This is a genomic window from Peribacillus tepidiphilus, assembly GCF_009466385.1.
GTDB lineage: Bacteria > Bacillota > Bacilli > Bacillales > DSM-1321 > Bacillus_BN > Bacillus_BN tepidiphilus.
The window spans coordinates 60842-78970 of the sequence record NZ_WIAQ01000010.1 but is presented as its reverse complement, the minus strand read 5'-3'; the positions used below and the strand labels follow the sequence as shown (position 1 = coordinate 78970).

General features: G+C 40.5%; 16 protein-coding genes. 5 read left to right on the top strand and 11 right to left on the bottom strand.

Annotated features, from left to right (window positions below; all coding sequences use genetic code 11):
- Positions 1 to 176 precede the first annotated feature (176 nt).
- The 11 genes from GD441_RS08150 to fdhD all read right to left on the bottom strand — a co-directional run bounded on the left by GD441_RS08150 (position 177) and on the right by fdhD (position 12095).
- Positions 177 to 1199, bottom strand: a complete 1023-nt coding sequence (locus tag GD441_RS08150) for a MoeB/ThiF family adenylyltransferase (RefSeq protein ID WP_153125569.1) — start codon at positions 1197 to 1199, stop codon at positions 177 to 179.
- A 5-nt stretch (positions 1200 to 1204) separates the two neighbouring features.
- Entirely contained in the window at positions 1205 to 1438 is a 234-nt protein-coding gene (gene moaD, locus GD441_RS08145; RefSeq protein WP_153125567.1) for a molybdopterin converting factor subunit 1, read from the bottom strand.
- On the bottom strand, positions 1431 to 1895 hold the full coding sequence (locus tag GD441_RS08140; RefSeq protein ID WP_153125566.1) for a molybdenum cofactor biosynthesis protein MoaE: 465 nt from the start codon (positions 1893 to 1895) through the stop codon (positions 1431 to 1433). The genes moaD and GD441_RS08140 overlap by 8 nt, the downstream gene beginning before the upstream one ends.
- Before the next feature lie 14 nt (positions 1896 to 1909).
- Positions 1910 to 3838 (bottom strand): molybdopterin biosynthesis protein, encoded by a 1929-nt coding sequence (locus GD441_RS08135; RefSeq protein WP_153125564.1) that lies wholly within the window; start codon positions 3836 to 3838, stop codon positions 1910 to 1912.
- Between the two features lie 15 nt (positions 3839 to 3853).
- Positions 3854 to 5083, bottom strand: coding sequence for a molybdopterin molybdotransferase MoeA (locus GD441_RS08130; RefSeq protein WP_153125562.1), 1230 nt, complete (start codon positions 5081 to 5083; stop codon positions 3854 to 3856).
- 18 nt (positions 5084 to 5101) lie between these two features.
- Positions 5102 to 5716, bottom strand: coding sequence for a molybdenum cofactor guanylyltransferase (gene mobA / locus GD441_RS08125; RefSeq protein WP_153125561.1), 615 nt, complete (start codon positions 5714 to 5716; stop codon positions 5102 to 5104).
- A gap of 15 nt (positions 5717 to 5731) precedes the next feature.
- Positions 5732 to 6529 (bottom strand): formate dehydrogenase accessory protein FdhE, encoded by a 798-nt coding sequence (locus GD441_RS08120; protein WP_153125559.1) that lies wholly within the window; start codon positions 6527 to 6529, stop codon positions 5732 to 5734.
- 223 nt (positions 6530 to 6752) lie between these two features.
- A complete protein-coding gene (locus GD441_RS08115; RefSeq protein ID WP_153125557.1) occupies positions 6753 to 7439 on the bottom strand; it encodes a formate dehydrogenase subunit gamma in 687 nt (228 codons plus the stop codon).
- Positions 7426 to 8256, bottom strand: coding sequence for a 4Fe-4S dicluster domain-containing protein (locus GD441_RS08110; protein WP_153125555.1), 831 nt, complete (start codon positions 8254 to 8256; stop codon positions 7426 to 7428). Before GD441_RS08110 ends, GD441_RS08115 begins: the two co-directional genes overlap by 14 nt.
- Before the next feature lie 2 nt (positions 8257 to 8258).
- Positions 8259 to 11234 (bottom strand): formate dehydrogenase-N subunit alpha, encoded by a 2976-nt coding sequence (fdnG, locus tag GD441_RS08105; protein ID WP_153125553.1) that lies wholly within the window; start codon positions 11232 to 11234, stop codon positions 8259 to 8261.
- A gap of 105 nt (positions 11235 to 11339) precedes the next feature.
- Complete coding sequence (gene fdhD / locus GD441_RS08100; RefSeq protein ID WP_153125551.1) at positions 11340 to 12095, bottom strand: formate dehydrogenase accessory sulfurtransferase FdhD; 756 nt, start codon at positions 12093 to 12095, stop codon at positions 11340 to 11342.
- 550 nt (positions 12096 to 12645) lie between these two features.
- On the opposite strand from fdhD, the gene pdxK reads away from it, so the two are divergent.
- From pdxK to GD441_RS08075, 5 genes are all read left to right on the top strand, one after another.
- Positions 12646 to 13491: a pyridoxine/pyridoxal/pyridoxamine kinase gene (gene pdxK, locus GD441_RS08095; RefSeq protein WP_153125549.1), complete on the top strand. Its 846-nt coding sequence runs from the start codon at positions 12646 to 12648 to the stop codon at positions 13489 to 13491.
- A 1349-nt stretch (positions 13492 to 14840) separates the two neighbouring features.
- A complete protein-coding gene (locus GD441_RS08090) occupies positions 14841 to 15188 on the top strand; it encodes a YojF family protein (protein ID WP_153125547.1) in 348 nt (115 codons plus the stop codon).
- A 56-nt stretch (positions 15189 to 15244) separates the two neighbouring features.
- Positions 15245 to 15916, top strand: a complete 672-nt coding sequence (gene bshB2, locus GD441_RS08085) for a bacillithiol biosynthesis deacetylase BshB2 (RefSeq protein ID WP_153125545.1) — start codon at positions 15245 to 15247, stop codon at positions 15914 to 15916.
- A 445-nt stretch (positions 15917 to 16361) separates the two neighbouring features.
- On the top strand, positions 16362 to 17093 hold the full coding sequence (locus tag GD441_RS08080; RefSeq protein WP_153125543.1) for an ABC transporter ATP-binding protein: 732 nt from the start codon (positions 16362 to 16364) through the stop codon (positions 17091 to 17093).
- Entirely contained in the window at positions 17083 to 18108 is a 1026-nt protein-coding gene (locus GD441_RS08075) for an ABC transporter permease (protein ID WP_153125541.1), read from the top strand. Before GD441_RS08080 ends, GD441_RS08075 begins: the two co-directional genes overlap by 11 nt.
- The last annotated feature ends 21 nt before the right edge of the window (positions 18109 to 18129 follow it).

Here is an 18129-nt window from a genome sequence, read left to right as displayed (position 1 = left end):
TCCTCAGACCGGAAGTTTGCCGCTCGCTTCCTTCAGATTCCGCGTCACCACGGACACCCTTGCGTTAAGCTAACTGCTACTTCTGCCTTCGCAGCTCGGGACTCTCACCCTATAGATTACACCCATGCCGGGCGCACACATAAAGAGGGAGGCTCTTGACTAGCCCTCCCTCTTTGTTATGCCCCTACAATCCTCTGATAGATGGATTTTGCGTGTGTGGTGTCTTTTGTTCCGTGTATTAGTGCTCTACCATCAGGAAATACCACCATTCTTTCCCCTTTCATTTCAATGGAAACAAGAAATGGATTTCTTTTGACCTTGCACCCGAATTTCTCAGCATCCTCTGCAAGCTTTTCAAGGCTCAGCTCAATCGGTGCTGATGGTCGGACCTGCACAGTGTCTCTACCGCATAAAACGGCTGTTTTGGTCGCGTTTTCTATCTTTAGAAAAGGATATTCTCGCTTTGTCCCGCAAGATAGACAGCTTTCTTTCTTCATCTTTGAAACTTTAAAGCTGTGAAACTGATTTTCCCAAACATCAAAACTTACAAAAGATGTTCGGATCGCTTCGATGTTGCCGGATAAGATTTTTAATGCCTCAGCACTTTGATGGGCTACCACCATTTGTACAGCTGGACCAATGATTCCGCCCGTGTCACAGGTCATTCCTTGAATCGGTACAGTTTGCAATAGACAGCTTAAGCACGGAGTATGTCCTGGAATGATCGTGAACGACATTCCTACACTTCCTACGCACGCCCCATAAATCCATGGGATATCCCACTTTTGTGACAAGTCATTGATGACCATTCTGGTTTCAAAGTTGTCGGTTGCATCTATGATCAGATCAACATCCGTAAGCATGGACTCGAGTGCAGCCGCTGTTCCATCCATAACAACAGCCTGAACCTCTACCTCTTTGTTAATAGCTAGTAAATGTTTTTTGGCTGCTTCTGCCTTTGGAAGCTTTTCCGTTACATCTTCTTCTGTATAGAGCTGTTGGCGCTGCAGGTTGCTTTCCTCCACATAGTCCCGGTCGACAATCGTTAATTTGCCAACTCCCGCTCTTGTCAGCATTTCTGCATTAGCTGAACCTAAAGCTCCTGCACCTACCAGCAAAACATGCTTTTGTCGAATTTTTGCCTGACCGTCTTTTCCGATTTTACTGAATAAGATTTGTCTTGAATATCTTTCATCCATCGGACTTACCCTCCGCTTACCGGAGGAATGAATGCCACAGTGTCGCCTGCTTTTAGAACAGTATCAGAATCGGCAAACTCTTCATTAACCGCTGTCATCACGGAATCCAGCCCAATTATATTTCGTTCTTTCATTAAAGCTTGCTTTAGCTCCTCAATCGTTAAGCCTTCTCCATTCCAGGTCAAAGATTCTACACCTACAGCATCCTTTAAAGAAGCAAAAAAGAGAATATTAATCATTTAAATCTGACTCCTTTGGTTTTCCATCAGGGTACTCGACTGTTTCCAATTGGTTGCCGATCCATTGCTCTCCGGTTTCCCAATGCTCCTTTTTCCAAATCGGAACAATTTCTTTTATTCTTTCAATGGCGTATCGATTTGCTTCATATGCATCAGCACGGTGAGGGGTAGAAACCGCAATTACCACAGCAACATCGGTTATATCTAATTTCCCAACCCTATGGGTGATGGCCACTTTTGCTCCCGGCCATTTTTCTTGAATTTCCTTTCCGATTTGCTCCAGTTTTTTCACAGCCATCGATTCATAAGCCTCATATATTAAGTACAGTGTCTTTTTTCCGTGAGTTAGTTCTCGGACAGTACCGATAAAGGTTGTAATAGCCCCTGCTTCTCTCTGAATCACTTTATCAATGATTGACTGAACATTGACCGGCTCTTTTGTAATTTGAAAATTCAAAGCAACTCGCTCCTTTACATCTCTTTTAGATAGATCGGCTGAATATCTCTTACAACCTTGTATCCACCCAAGGCTTCTACCTCTTGAATAAATGCTTGTGACTGTATAATCGAAAGGATGCGCTGCCCTTTATTACTTTCAAAAAAAGCTCTTTTCATGAGTAAATCATAGCTTTCATCAGCAACAGGGATAAAATCTACACCCATTGCTTTAGCGGCAGAATAAACTCCTAGCCCTACTGCTTGAGGGTCACCCTTCACTTCTGCTGCCACACTTAAATGAGAAAAATATTCGCGATTATAGCCCTGAATGTCATTAGGCTTTAGGTTTTCTTGTTTTAATAACAAATCAAATAGGATTCGGGTTCCCGCACCTTTTTGGCGATTTACATACATGGCTCCTTGCTTTGCAATATCACGGACTGTTTGGATGCAGAGAGGATTTCCTTTTGGTACAATCCATCCCTGTTGCCGTTTTAAAAAAGGCAGCAATACGTAATCTTCTTTACCAAGCAATTTTTTTAAATAGGGTATATTATATTCGTTTGTATCTGGGTCTAATAAATGGATCCCGGCTGCGTGGGCCTCTCCTTTTTTCAGGGCCATAATCCCAGCCATACTACCCGTATGAGTAGAAACTACCTTTGTTTGTGGATCCATTCTTTTTAGGTGGGAGCCAAGCAAATCAATACTTAAATCATGGCTTCCATTAAAAATATAGGAGGTTGTTATTTCATCCAATGGCTTTAACAGCTCGACCTCAGCGTATTCCCCCTGCTCATAGCCAAGAATTTCAGGGGGTACAACAAGAAGGGCGTCCGCTCTCACTAATGACATCGTTACTCCCGCTGCTCTTGTAAGCGGTGTTGCAATATAATTTCCGTCCACATAGCCGATATTCACTCGGATAAAATCCTCCGCTCCCATCGTAGAAACGACTCTTCGACCGAGCTTTACCTTCAGCTTTTCTCTTTTCGGCTCTGCAATCCCTAAATACTTGCAAATCAGTGGCCTTGCAAACCATTCCAATGCTAAATATGCAGACACAGGATATCCTGGCATTCCAATCACAACCGTATTTCCTACTTTTCCTAGAATGACCGGTTTTCCTGGTCGTGTAGCCACTCCGTGTGTGAAAACCTGTCCCAATTCCTGCAAAATATGAACGGTATAGTCTTTAGAGCCTGCTGATGAACCCGCATTGATCACGACAAAATCTGAATGGACAGCAGCTTTCAGCAAGGCCTCTTTAAGAAGGGCTGGCTGATCCGGAACGATTTCAGATAGAATCGGATTTCCTCCCCATTCCTTAATAAAGCTTGAAAAAACCGAACCATTGAACTCGATGATGTTTCCTTGTTTTGCTTCATTTCCTGGTGATACAAGCTCGTTCCCTGTCGGAATAATCGTTACAACGGGCCTTTTTACAACGGCTATTTTTCTTACTTGAGCTGCTAACATAGCCCCTATGTCGACAGGTCGAACCTGATGCCCTTGAGGGAACAGCATCTCTTCCTGAACGATGTCTTCGCCAATTGGGCGTATGTGCTGCCATGGGGATGCAGGTTCGATAATTTCAACCCTTCCATCTCCCAGCTCTTCTACATGTTCAATCATAATGACCGCATTATAGGGTGAAATAACAGGATTTCCTGTGTCTACATACATAAAATCCTCATGTTCTACTAAAATTAAAGGGTTCTTTTCATGGGCGCTATATGTTTTTTCAGCCACTACGGCAATTCCATCCATGGCAGAAGCGTGATAATGAGGCATAGAAGACTTCGCAAACACAGGCTCTGCCGTAATTCTGCCAAGTGCTTCTTGAGGAGAGATCCACTCGTATTTTCTTTCCGGCTGAAAAGCTTGCAGCAATTCTTCTACCGCTTGCTTTCTTGGTTTATCCTCCAAGTATACTTTTCTTTTGTATCGCTTATCGCTCATACTTTGCCACACACCTTAAAGAAATCTTATTATGCTCACTTTTTCATCCTTCTCAATTCCTTCTTTTTGAGACGGAATTTCAAGGATGCCATCACTCTCAACTAGAGTAGAAATAAGACCTGATTTACCGTGAATAGGTTCTGCGTATAGTTTTTGATTCCTTTGTACGAGACGTACTCTCACGTAATCCGTTCTACCAGGCGAAGAGGCGATTTTTTTAGTCGAAAATGCTTCTGTTCTCATAAATGATTCATTACATTTTCCTTCTAATCGATGTAAAATCGCACTTCCAAACAGCTTATAAATTATTAGAGCTGAGGCAGGGTGTCCCGGCAATCCAATGACAGGTTTCTCGTCAGCCATAGATAAAATGGTTGGCTTGCCTGGCTTTACTGCAATGCCGTGAACGAAAACACCGGGTTGACCCAACGAGTGGATAATGTCGACTGAATAATCCTTTGTCCCTACAGAGCTGCCTCCGGACAAAACAAGACAATCTGCTTTTTCAAGAAGTTCTTTTGCCCTTCTTTCCAGTTCTCTTTCATCATCTTTTACAATTCCGCCATATAAAAAATGACAGCCCCATTCTTCTGTTAATGTTCCTATTGTCAGAGCATTCATGTCTCGGATTTCACCAAGCTTCAAATTCTGTGTTTCAAAAGGAACGATTTCATCGCCACTTGAAATATAAGTAACAACAGGCTTTTTCATAACGCTAACTTCGTAGATTCCTTGGGAAGCTAAAGCTCCTATTTCCTGTGCCCGTAGTTTGGTTCCTTTTTCTAACAATAGATTTCCTTCTGAAAGGTCTTCTCCTGGCTGGATGACATTTTCATAAGGGGCAATCTGCTTATAAACATTTACTAGATTAGCAGTTTCTTCACAATGCTCAATCATGACCACTCCGTTTGCACCGTCAGGAAGCATTCCTCCCGTAGGAACATACATCGCTTCACCTGCCTGGAGAGCCACTTGGACATGCTCACCCATTTTCACTTCTCCAATCATGTTTAAAAAAGCAGGCATACTTTCTGAAGCCCCAAATGTATCTTCAGCCAAAACAGCATAGCCATCTACGGACGAACGACGAAAGGCAGGCACACTTTCTTTTACATAAATGTCTTCAGCTAGTACACGCCCTCTGCTTTGCCATAGTGATACGGTTTCAATTGTTTTGAGCGGCTTTATTTTTTCCTGAATTAATCTGAAGGTTTCCTCAACAGATTTCACTTGAAAAAATTTCATGTTCGTTCTCCGCCTTTGTTAGTCTAAGTTTTGAAAAATTTTGTGAATTTCAATCGCTTCTTCATATTCCTGTGGCAGGTTCATGTTAAAGAAATTATATAGAAAAGCAGAAGAATTTCTAACATCAGTAGAAAAGTCTTCTTCTTTCATGATCTTCGTTGATACTTTTGAATGGAAAGATCTAATCCGTAAATCATTGTTCTTGATGCACGCTTCAATCGATTCGAGGCAGCTTCTTCTGTAAGCTGCAAAAAGCGGATGAAGCTGCCCTCTTATGTTCGGTACAACTGCATCATATTCATTCAAATAAGATACAATTTCTCTTATAAGCTCTCCTTGAATGAAAGGCATGTCACACGCCGCTACAAAACAATATTCGTTCTCTGCTGCTTGAAGTCCTGCATGAATGCCGGCAAGTGGTCCTTTTTCTTTATATTCATCCTCTATCATCTTCAATCTTAAAAATTCATAGTCTGAAAAAGTATTGGTGACAAGGAGAACCTCATCTGTTGCCTCTTGGAGCTCGGTGGCAATTTTTTCTACCGTTTTCCTGTCAGAAAATGAAAGCAAGGCTTTGTTTTGCCCCATTCTTGATGATTTTCCGCCGGCAAGTAAAATACCGGTTACCTTCATACCAACCACCTCAAATCAATGAGCCTTTTCTTCTGATAAGCCAAAGCCCTCCTCTTGAGCAATGTAATCTAGATAAATCGATTTCAAATCTAAGATTTCCGGCTCTTGTTTTTTAAAGGTTTTTCTTATATCAATGACCTTTATGTAGCCTTTACATGATTGGCACGCATGAATCTGCTCCATTTCTTGGTTTTCTGGTTTTAATATGATGAATTGCTCATGCTGATCTGTTCCACAATGGGCGCAGCTCACCTTTTTTTCATTCCAAGAATAATGGCAGCGCGGGCAAACCATTTCTTTTTTTCCCTTTTTCCCTACTACCGCCAATCTAGGAGGCTCTCCACAGGCAGGACAGCAGCTTTTGGCTTTGCTTTTTTCCAGTTGTGGCTGAAATGCTTTAGCAGCCATTCTTAAGTAAGGGCGTAAAGCATTTTCTGCGATAAAAAACGGCAACCATTCAGGTAGGCTATGCTCTTTGGCAAACTCAACAAAATAAAATTCATTCACGACAACAGCTTCTTGGAACCACTTTTTATGCAGGTCTTCTGCCCAGTCCGCTTCTAGTTTTTCAATACTAGTAGTAAGCTCGGGCTGCACTGTTTTTAAATAGTTTGTTAATTGAAAAATATGACTCTTATAAGGTTCAAGGTTACCAGAAAAAGATAATTGCGGAATCAAAGGGACTTCATTGTTCAACTGCTGGTTTGACTCTATACATTCCTCTTCTTTTAAACTCTCTGTCCATTCCTTCTGAAGCTTGATAATCCCTTCATGAAGTTCTAGATACTCTTTCGTAATCGCTTCCGTGCTCATAGTATCCCTCTTTTCAATGTGGGAATGGTGCTTTGTATTTTCAGTCTACCATTCTTTTACTATTCTCAACAATCTTTCATTTAGGCTCTTTTCGCATAGATTGTTATTTTTAGACTTTTACACTCACTTTAAAAGCAACAAACTTTACGAAAACAGCCTTCATTTATCATAAAATACGAGAAGGAAAGGTCGCTTGTAAGCAACTCTTTCCTACTCTCGATGATTACGCTCTTTTCTTTTTATTCACGGCTTTTTCAGCATCTAATTCATCCATCCACCGTCCGTGATGTGCACGAGCAAAATCCTCATCCACTTCCCCCTTAAGCATGCCTCGCATAGCAGGGCGGGATCCCGGATGACCGACAGATAAATAAATATGTCCAACAATAACCGCCATTGAAAGACCTAGACCGATATTGTGGATTGGATATGCCCACATGACCACACCCTGTGCAAATAAATGTGGGAACCACATGACCAATCCTGAACTCACTAACATAACGGTACATAGAATGGTCAGTAATGAATTCAATTTTTCACCGGCATTATAGAAATCTTGTTTTGGAATATCCGCATGCTTTCCAAAGAATTCTTTTGGAAACTCTTTGAAAAATTGAAAATCATGGGCTTTCCAACTGAAGATTTGCTTGATCCAATGAATAAAGCTCTTAGGATCGACAAGTAAAATAAAGATCACTGGCAGAATAAAGAGTACGCCGAAAATTCTATGAACCAATCTCGCATTTTCAGGACCACCGAATAGAACATAGAGCCAATCAAAAAACTCGGTATACATTGGAAGACCTGATACATACAGCATGAAAAATGCTAAAGCATTTGTCCAGTGAGCGATGATAACCGGCTTGCTGAAGCGCTTAACCATCTTCTTGCTACCGTTATTTTTGCTCATGATCATGCCCTCCTTTATCAGAGTCTTTCTTGTTGAAAAGCGAGTTCGATACGAATGCACCTACAACTGCCATCGTTGTAACACCGAGCATTGCTTTTCCGATTGGCTGAGCATAGTCCTTCCAAACGATTTGAGATAATGGGATTTTTGGATTTTCAGGCAGGCCGTATACGCTTGGCTTATCTGCAAGCAAGTATACAGTCGTCGTTCCGCCGATTCCTTCTGGATTATATATATTCGCATTAGGGAAACGATCTTTCACTTTTGCAAGTCTTGCTTCTGCTTCCTTTAGAATTTTTTCCCGATCGCCAAATACTAAGCAATCTGTGTGACAGGATGTTACACACGCAGGCTGAAGCCCTTCTTCTAAGCGATCGGTACATAAAGTACATTTCTGAGCTTTTCTATACTCTTTTCCGTTTTTGTCTTTATAGGTAGCTAGCTTCACAACATCAAAGGTACAGTTTTGAACACAGTAACCGCATCCAACGCATTTATCTGCATCAATTACAACCGAACCAAATTCCGTATGACTAATGGCTGATTCAGGGCACGCTTTTTCACAAGCAGCTTGTCCGCAGTGAAGGCAGGACATATGGCGGAAAAGCCATTCGAATCCGCCATCCTTTGTTTCCTGTTCCATAAACGTAATGACGTTCCAAGTATTCGCCGTTAGTTTTTCATGAGATTGATAGCTTCCATGGAACCCTTCATTTTCAGCAGGAAGATCATTCCAGTTTTTACACGCAACCATACATGCACGGCAGCCATCACATTTTGTTACATCAACAAATTTTACATACTCTGTTACACCCATGATTAAGCCCTCCTTACATCGCAAAGGAATGCTTTATATTCTGGGATGCTACAGTTTGGATCACCAATATGAGGTGTTAATGTATTGGCTGTTGCACCTGTAACGATTCCTTTGTATCCGAATCCCCAAGGCATTCCGATTTGGTGAACCTTTTTGCCGTTTAGGGAATGTGGTTTAAAACGCTTTGTAACTAAAGCATATGCTTCAATTTCTCCACGAGCCGAGGTAACGATGACACGGTCTTTATTCTTAATACCTTTTTCCTTGGCTAACTCTTCACCAATTTCAATAAACATATGTCCAACTAGCTCGGATAGCCAAGCCTGGTTGCGAGTCATCGCACCTGACTGCCAATGTTCAGACATACGATAGGTTGTTGCTACAACAGGGTATTTTTTGAATTCACCCTTTGTATCAAAGCCTTTAGGCGGCAGTTTAACAACAGGGTTTATTTGCTGCTTGGAGAAAGGATTGGTTATAGGACTTTCATAAGGTTCAAAGTGCTCTGGGAACGGACCGTCATTCATAGGAGCAAATAATCCTCCAACACCGTCTGCCATCATGATAAACGGACTTGTTCCTCCTTCAGCAGTAGGTGCTTTATCTTTTGCGAAGTCTGGAACGTCATTTCCGACCCACTGACCTTTAACAGCATCCCAATAAATTTCAACCTTATCCTTGTTCCATGGCTTACCGCTTGGATCACAGCTAGCACGGTTATACAGAACGCGTCTGTTCATCGGCCATGCATAGGACCAGTTTAAGAAGTTGCCCATGCCTTCATCTGTATGATCCCGGCGTTTTGAAAGGTTTTCATTTTCCGGGTAGAAACCACAATAGATCCAGTTTCCACTGCAAGTAGAACCATCATCCATAAGCTTTGCAAAGCCTGGTACCTGCTTGCCTGTTTTCGTATCATACCCGTTGATTTCACGGCAAACGAGGTCGATATCCGGATGATGACCATGACCATAATTCCATGTCATAGCTTTTATTGGCATATCAGCTGGATTGGTGCTGTTTTTGTACAAATCTTTTAATCGAAGCGCAAGCATATGAATGATTTCTAAGTCAGCCTTTGATTCGTGCTTCGGCTTGATTGCCTGCCAGCGATATTGCATCCAGCGGCCACTGTTAGATATGGAGCCTTCTTTTTCAAAAGAAGAGCATGCTGGCAGGAAGAAAACTTCCGTTTGAATAGAAGCTGGGTCGCTGCCCGCTTCTTTTTGCCAAAATGCAGCTGTTTCTGTTTCCCAAAGGTCAACTGCTACCATCCATTTCAGCTTGCTTAGGGCATCCTTTTCTTTCATAGCGCTAGGTCCACCCACTACAGGGTTGGTACCAAACATCAACAGTCCTTCAATTTGGCCCTGGGCCATTGCTTCAAAGATTTTCATATGAGAATAATCTTTTTTCGGTGTCAGCTTCGGCATTAGATTGTAGCCAAACTCGTTGGCTGCTGTTGCATTTTCACCATAGTAGGCTTTTAATAAGCTCACATAAAATTTTGGCTTGTTAGAAAAGAAACCAGATTTCGGTGTAATTCTCTCTAAGAAAGACTTTAAGGTAGCGTCCTCAGGAGTAGCTGTAGGAACTTCCATATAGCCTGGAACATTATGGTACAAGAGACCAAAATCCGTTGACCCTTGAACGTTTGATTCTCCACGAAGAGCGTTTACTCCTCCACCTGCGACTCCTATGTTACCAAGAAGCAGCTGAACCATCGCATAAATACGGACGTTTTGAGCTCCTGTTGTATGCTGAGTTGCTCCCATTGCATAGAGGATTGTCCCACTCTTGCCTGGTTTACCTGTTTCCGCGAACGTTTTAATAACTTCCAAGTATTTGTCTTTTGGTGTTCCTGTTACCTTAACAACTGTATCAATATCATATCGAGAATAATGTTTTTTCATTAATTGGAATACGCAGCGCGGATCTTTCAAAGTTGGATCCTTCATGATCTGATCTTCGGCGTCTTTTTTGTATGTCCATTTCTTCTTATCATAACTACGCGTTTCTTCATCGTAGCCGTTGAACATACCATCCTCAAAAGAATAGTCGTCCGCTACAATAAAGGATGCGTTTGTATACGCCTGCACATATTCTTTATGATAAAGCTCATTTTGAAGAATATAATTGATTAGTCCTCCCATAAAGGCTATATCTGTACCTGAGCGTAAAGGCGCATATAGATCAGCCTGCTGGGAAGAACGTGTATAGCGAGGATCCACAGAAATAACCTTTCCGCCTTTTTCCTTCGCTTTTAAAATCCATCTAAAGCTGATTGGATGGTTTTCAGCAGGGTTTGCTCCCATAATAAGGACGCAATCAGAATGCTGAAGATCATTCCAGTGATTTGTCATTGCTCCACGACCGAATGTAGGTGCCAGACCGGCAACCGTTGAAGAGTGTCATATTCGGGCCTGGTGTTCTATATATGTCAGTCCAAGACCGGCACGCATTAATTTGGATAGAAGATAGGTTTCTTCGTTATCTAGTGCCGCACCACCCATACAGGCGATTGCTTCTGTCTTGTTAACCGTAATACCATTTTCTTTTGTAATGAATGTTTTATCGCGTGTTTCTTTAATTTTTTCTGCGATTTTATTTAGGGCCCAATCCCAATCTTTTTCTTCCCACTTATCGCTTCCAGGTGCACGATACATTGGTTTTTTCACACGGCGATCAGAGGTGTAAACCTGTCTAAGCGTCGTTCCTTTACTACAAAGGCTTCCTTCATTAATTGGATGGTCCGGATCGCCTTCTGTATACAAAACATCTTTGCCGTCGGAATAGACTAAAATTCCGCAACCGACTGCACAATAAGGACAAATAGTTGGCGTTGGCTTAATCTTAGCAATTTTGAATTCTTTAGCACTTGCTTTTGCTTTTTTGTCATCGAAACCAAGTTCAACAACAGCCAGCGTAGCGGCCATAGCACCAGACAACTTGATAAATTGTCTTCTTGTTACATTCATATCTCTTCCCCCTTTGATTTTGTTGAATAGAACCTATCAGATTACCTACTCTCTGTTTAACTGGTAATCTGATGAGCAATATTATTTAAAAATCCTAAACAAAGTTTAGGATGAACCCCCAACAGTCATTTCTAAATCGTTAAACACTCTTCCGGAAGATGTATAGAAAATGGACATCTTTCCTCTCAAATAGCCAATCACTTCAATATGTAAATATTTGGCCAGCTGAACAGCTTGTTTTGTGGCAGCTGTTCTGGATGCAACAACCGGAAAACCGAATTTTGCTGCTTTTGATAGCATTTCATAAGAAATTCTACCGGTCGTCATCAATATCAGCTCTTCTGGTTTCAACCTGTTCCTTAGAGCGTATCCGATGATTTTATCCACTGCATTATGGCGACCGATATCTTCACGAACTTCTATAAAACCATCTTTTCGAATAATACAGGCCCCATGCATTCCCCCTGTTTCTATATACATTGGGGTCATTCTGGCGAATTCGCTTCTCTTTTTTAATAAAAAACTTAAAGGATATGACACATTCGCAGTATTCTTTTTAAAACCTTTTACATCGGTCATCGAGAAGAATGTAACTCCTCTTCCACACCCAGCGGTATAATGTTTTTTCTTCCCGAAGAAATCTTCTGCTGAAAAAGGCTGAGCAAGCTGCACATGTATGACACCTTGATCTTCCTGGATGCTAATAGCTTCAATATCCTCCTCGCAGATGATCAAGCCTTCAGAGAATAAGTAGCCATAGACCCAATCCTCAAGGTCCTGTTTAGTTAGCTGAAATACCGCAATTTCATATCCATTTAGAACAAGAGTGATCGGATACTCTTCCGGACAGCCTTTATTCAAGTTGGTCACTCCCTGTATTTTGATAACGTTTTCACGTTACTAGAATAATAAAAACGAACAATAAAACTTTTCATTTATTATTAGTTTAGAACTCTAGCAAATGAAAATCAGCGATATATGTCACAGTTTTCCATTTTTTTCACGTCATTATATTAGTAATAATAAAAATTCCATATTTTTCATTATTATTTAACGTTCAACATCTTGTTTGAGCTTTTAATGAACATCATCAACACATTGCCAAAATATTAATGGATATTTATTCCTGTTACTTATATAAATTTATAAAATACTCCAACAAAATTTAAGCGGTTTTGTGTCAAATTAGTGGCTAATCTATGACAAATTTTCGTATAATTCATGAACTTTTTCCTGGTGTTGTATTTATATCACAATAATTTTTCTACTTTATTTATTTTCGAATTAAACGCATAATAGGGAGATAAATTCCGAAAAATTTTGAAAGTTGTTTGCTTGTACATTCCTAAAATTTTGTTATATTCTAAAATAAGATTTATTAAACATGTGGTTTATTATAGGAGGACATACTATGACCATGAAAAAAGCCTTAACGATCGCTGGCTCCGACTCAAGCGGAGGCGCTGGTATCCAAGCAGACTTAAAAACCTTCCAAGAGCTTGGCGTTTATGGCATGACAGCTCTTACTACAATTGTTTCTATGGATCCTAAAAATCACTGGCACCATCAGGTTTTTCCTATAGCATTAGAAACAGTTGAAGCACAATTAGAAACCATCATTTCTGTTGGTGTGGATGCACTGAAAACAGGAATGTTAGGCTCTGTTGAAGTAATTGAGCTTGCTGCCCGTAAAATTAAAGAAAACAACTTAAAAAATGTAGTAGTGGATCCTGTTATGGTGTGTAAAGGTGAAGATGAAGTATTATTCCCTGAGCATACTGTGGCATATCGTGAATCTCTGCTTCCTTTGGCAACTGTTACAACGCCAAACCTGTTTGAGGCTGCACAGTTAGCTCAAATGGGACCAATCCTCACTGTTGATGAGATAAAGGAAGCAGCCAAAAAAATTCATGACCTTGGCGTTCAATATGTCATTATTAAAGGCGGCAGCAAATTAGTAGGCATGGAAAAAGCAATTGATGTTCTTTTTGATGGTAAGGAATATCAAATAATTGAGAATGACTTAATCGATACTACCTATACTCACGGGGCTGGCTGTACATTTGCGGCAGCTATTTCAGCTGAGCTTGCAAAAGGTAAATCTGTACTCGAAGCGATTGAAACAGCGAAGCAATTCATTACAGAAGCCATTCGCTATTCTTGGAAACTTAATGAATATGTTGGACCAACTATGCATGGAGCTTACAAACTATATGGTCCTGGACGAGAAGAGTTTTTAAAATTAACATCTAAATAATATTTCATAAAGAGACCTCTTAAGACCTCCTGAATTCAATTTAAAATGGATCTCTTTAAGCAAGTAGTTCAGTTTTTAGATAGAAAAAATATATTTACACCATCATTTAGAGTCCAATTCGCATTTGAATTGGACTCTTAATTTTTATTGATATATCAACATTTTATAAGAAAAACCATATAAAATATCATGAAAAATAGCGTATCTATTAGTTGCTGGACAATAGGAATTGGTCTCTGTCAATTGAAAGGTTAAATTCAATGTTCATTTCGATGACAAATAGGAGAAAAAAGTCTGATTAAAATGAATTTATTATTTATATTCGACCCCCTATTTTGGACGATCACAGGTGATTTCCTGATTCTCCTGTCTGAATAAACCTCCCATTCGGACAACCATAGGCTTTTTTCTGATTCTCCTGTCCGAATTACCCTCCCATTCGGACTACCATAGGTTATTTTTCTGATTCTCCTGTCCGAATTACCCTCCCATTCGGACTACCATAGGCTTTTTTCTGATTCTCCTGTCCGAATAAACCTCTCATTCGGACAACCATAGGCTATTTTCTGATTCTCCTGTCCGAATAAACCTCCCATTCGGACAACCATAGGTTATTTTCTGATTCTCCTGTCCGAATAAACCTCCCATTCGGACTACCATAGGCTTTTTTCTGATTCTCCTGTCCGAATAACCCTCCCATTTGGACAACCATAGGTTATTTTCTGATTCTCCTGTCCGAATAAACCTCTCATTCGGACTACCATAGGTTATTTTCTGATTCTCCTGTCCGAATAAACCTCTCATTCGGACTACCATAGGTTATTTTATGCTGCTCCTGTCCGAATAAACCTCCCATTCGGACTACCATAGGTTATTTTCTGATTCTCCTGTCCGAATTGCCCTCCCATTCGGACTACCATAGGTTATTTTCTGATTCTCCTGTCCGAATAACCCTCTCATTCACATATTATGAGTAATATATTTAATTACTAGATTGAATTACCACTATAAATCACACCAATTTCACATAACTGTCCAACAATTATTTCTATAGATACTTTAGATTTATACTGTAAATTCATATTGGTTCGTAAAAGTGATTGTACTACTCAGTCTTAAAGAGTACTCTCTTGGGTAAAACTTGCCTAACTGCATAAGTGCAACTACGTCTCTGTCTTCGCTTTTGCAAAGCTCGCCAATCAGCAAGTTGGCTTTATTTTACCTGACTGATCTTGAAAATGGGCTGTGGATTGTTTGTAAAACGAGGCTTATCCTTTCGCATTCCTATACCTTTTTTAGTAAGATATAAAATAAAGAAGATCGTTGCCTTTTAGAAGGAGGAAGTATAAATGAAACCGATTGTTCCATCCGAGGTTCAGGCTCATATAAATCAGCTTCAAAATAAGGACGTATACATCCACTTAGAAACTACAAACGGAGCATATGCTTCCCATTTCGGAGGTGGCACCTATTCAGCAGGTGCGTATATTCGAAACGCTCTTGTTCGATATGAACATGGAAAAATTGTTGGAGAAGGACCTTATCGAGTAGGCTTAAAACTCCCCATTGGCTGGGTGTATGCTGAAGGTGTGAACCACTATGAAATGGATGAGCACGGCCGGCTTTTATTGGCAGGGTTAGATGCAGAAGGACGCCTTGCGGTAGCACTGCAAATCAGTGAAACGCCTTTTTCGTAAAGGATTAGAAAGAGCCAAAAACGATAAGATATTCAGCCAGGAAAGGAGATTTTGAGTTGGAAAAAGAACGACATGTATTAGTTATTTTTCCTCACCCTGATGATGAGGCCTTTGGCGTTTCAGGTACAATCGCCACTCACACAAAAAATGGTACCCCTGTAACTTACGTATGCTTAACACTTGGTGAAATGGGGAGAAACTTAGGGAATCCACCATTTGCAACAAGGGAATCCTTGCCCCTTATCCGAAAAAAAGAGCTACAGGATGCCGCAAACGTTCTAGGCATTAAAGATTTAAGAATGTTAGGTCTTCGAGACAAGACCGTTGAATTTGAAGATGAAGAAGAACTTGCGGGAAAAATTCGAGCGATCATCAATGAAATAAATCCTTCTCTCATCATCACGTTCTATCCTGGATACAGCGTCCATCCAGATCATGAAGCAACGGGAAGAGCTGTTGTCAGGGCAGTCGGCAGTATGCCAAAAAACGAAAGACCGAAGCTTCACTGTGTAGCTTTTTCAAGTAATGTATTAGAAGAGCTTGGGGAACCAGATATTGTGCATAATGTAAGTGATGTAGAAGATACGAAGGTGAAGGCCATCCGTTCACACCGCTCTCAAACACAGCTCATGACAGCAGCATGGCAAGAAAAACTTGAGAAGCGAGATCCTGAACTCTTGAAATGGCTCCATTACGAGCGTTTCTGGAAGTATAAATGGGATGATTAAGATTTGTCGGAGGGTGTCCCAAAAGCATTCTTTTTGGGGCACTTTTGATTTGGAAAGGATGTGTTGGCTTTTATCGAGCGGCCAATATTTCGGTCGAAATATTGGCCCCAAACCGTTCGATCTATGATTTCTAAAGAAACTGGTGCTGACAGCTAAACATAAAAAAACCGCCTATAACAATAGGCGGCCTAAAAGGGGGATACTATGGAAAATTCATCATGTTCCTAGTATGACCCGATTTTAGAAATATATACATTTTTTTAACAACCTTCAATCTATCGAAGCTACATTTAGGATTTTTCCTTTAAAGCATTTTAGTAAGCTCTGTTAAAGTTGTAATATTCACTTTGCAAAAAGTGAGTGATTACTCACTTTACAATGATTGGATTTTCGATTACACTTTATGTGAGTGATTACTCACTTTTTAATAAAGGCGGGGAAAAAGATGACTAAACCATTCTTAGAGATGAGTGGCATTACAAAATCTTTCGGTCAGCATGAAGTGTTAAAGGACATTGATTTATGTGTAAAAAAAGGGGAGATTTATGGGCTATTAGGTCCTTCCGGGGCGGGTAAAACCACCTTGGTCAAGATGATTGTAGGTCTTGAAAAAATGTCCTCCGGGGAAATTCTCATGGACGGTGAACGCCTTCCTTCTCAAGTCTTGATTCAAAAAATCGGATACATGGCCCAATCCGATGCGCTTTATCAGGAATTAACGGCCTATGAGAATTTAGAATTCTTTGCTTCACTGTACGGCTTAAAAGGCAAGGAAAGAAAAGCAAGAATTGAAGAAGCATTAAACGTGGTAAACCTGATCCATCATCAAAAGAAGCAGGTACATAACTACTCGGGTGGAATGAAACGAAGACTGTCACTTGCAGCCTCTTTATTGCATCAGCCTGATTTGCTCATTTTGGATGAACCAACCGTCGGCATTGACCCGGTATTAAGGCAATCCATATGGGAGCAATTCTATGAATTTAAAAAGAACGGAACAACGATCATTGTGACAACCCATGTAATGGACGAAGCAGAAAAATGCGATACGCTCGGCCTTCTACGAGATGGAAAGCTCATTGCATCCGGTTCTCCTTCAGAACTAAAAGCGCAAGCGGGCGTTTCAAGCATTGAAGAAGCATTCTTAAAGTTCGGAGGTGCCCAATATGCGAATTAAAGCATTAGTTATTAGGATCCTTCGCCAGTTTAAGCACGACAAAAGAACGATTGGCTTGATGATTTTTGCACCAATCCTTGTTCTTACGATGCTTTGGCTTGTCTTTAACGGGGATGATTATGAGCCGAAGATTGGTGCAGTTAATGCTCCAGATTTTTTATTGGATAATATGGATTTACAAGGGCAAAAGGTGTGGTCCGGCAGTAAAGAGGATGCACAAGAAATGCTTGAAAACAGAGAGCTTGATGGTTATCTAGAGTTTGAAGGTCAAAAGGTCACTTTACATCTTGAAGGCAGTGACCCTATGATAAATTCTGCTGTCCAGAAGTGGGTAAATACCGCTTTTAAGCCTCTTCAGACTTCAGCTGCAAGTATAAAAATGCAAACAGCCTTTTTGCACGGATCTGAAGATATTGGTCAATTTGATTATTTAGGACCTGTTTTGCTCGGCTTCTTTGTCTTCTTCTTTGTATTTTTAATTGCTGGTGTTTCTTTTTTAAGGGAGAGAACAGGAGGAACTTTAGAAAGATTAATGTGCAGCCCATTAAAGCTTTGGGAAATCGTCGTCGGATATGTCGCAGGCTTCGGGATCTTTACAACGATTCAAGCAGGAATCATTGCCTCGTACGCCATTTACGTACTTGGCATGCTTATGGAAGGATCTTTTTTCTATGTCATGCTCATTATCTTATTGCTATCGTTCTCAGCCTTAACGTTAGGTATTTTATTGTCAGCCTTCGCTCAAACCGAACTGCAAATGATGCAATTCATTCCAATTGTTGTCGTTCCGCAATTATTTTTTTCAGGGCTGTTCAACTTAGAAACCATCTCTGATTGGCTAAGCTGGATTGGTCCATTAACTCCTCTTTATTATGCAGCTGAGGCGCTTCGCGATGTAATGGTAAGAGGATACGGGTTTGAGCAAATTGCTCAAAATATTTATATTCTTCTTGGCTTTTCCATTTTGTTCATGCTCTTAAATGTGCTAGCTTTAAGAAAATATCGTAAACTATAGTCAGTAATCATAAAAAGGAGT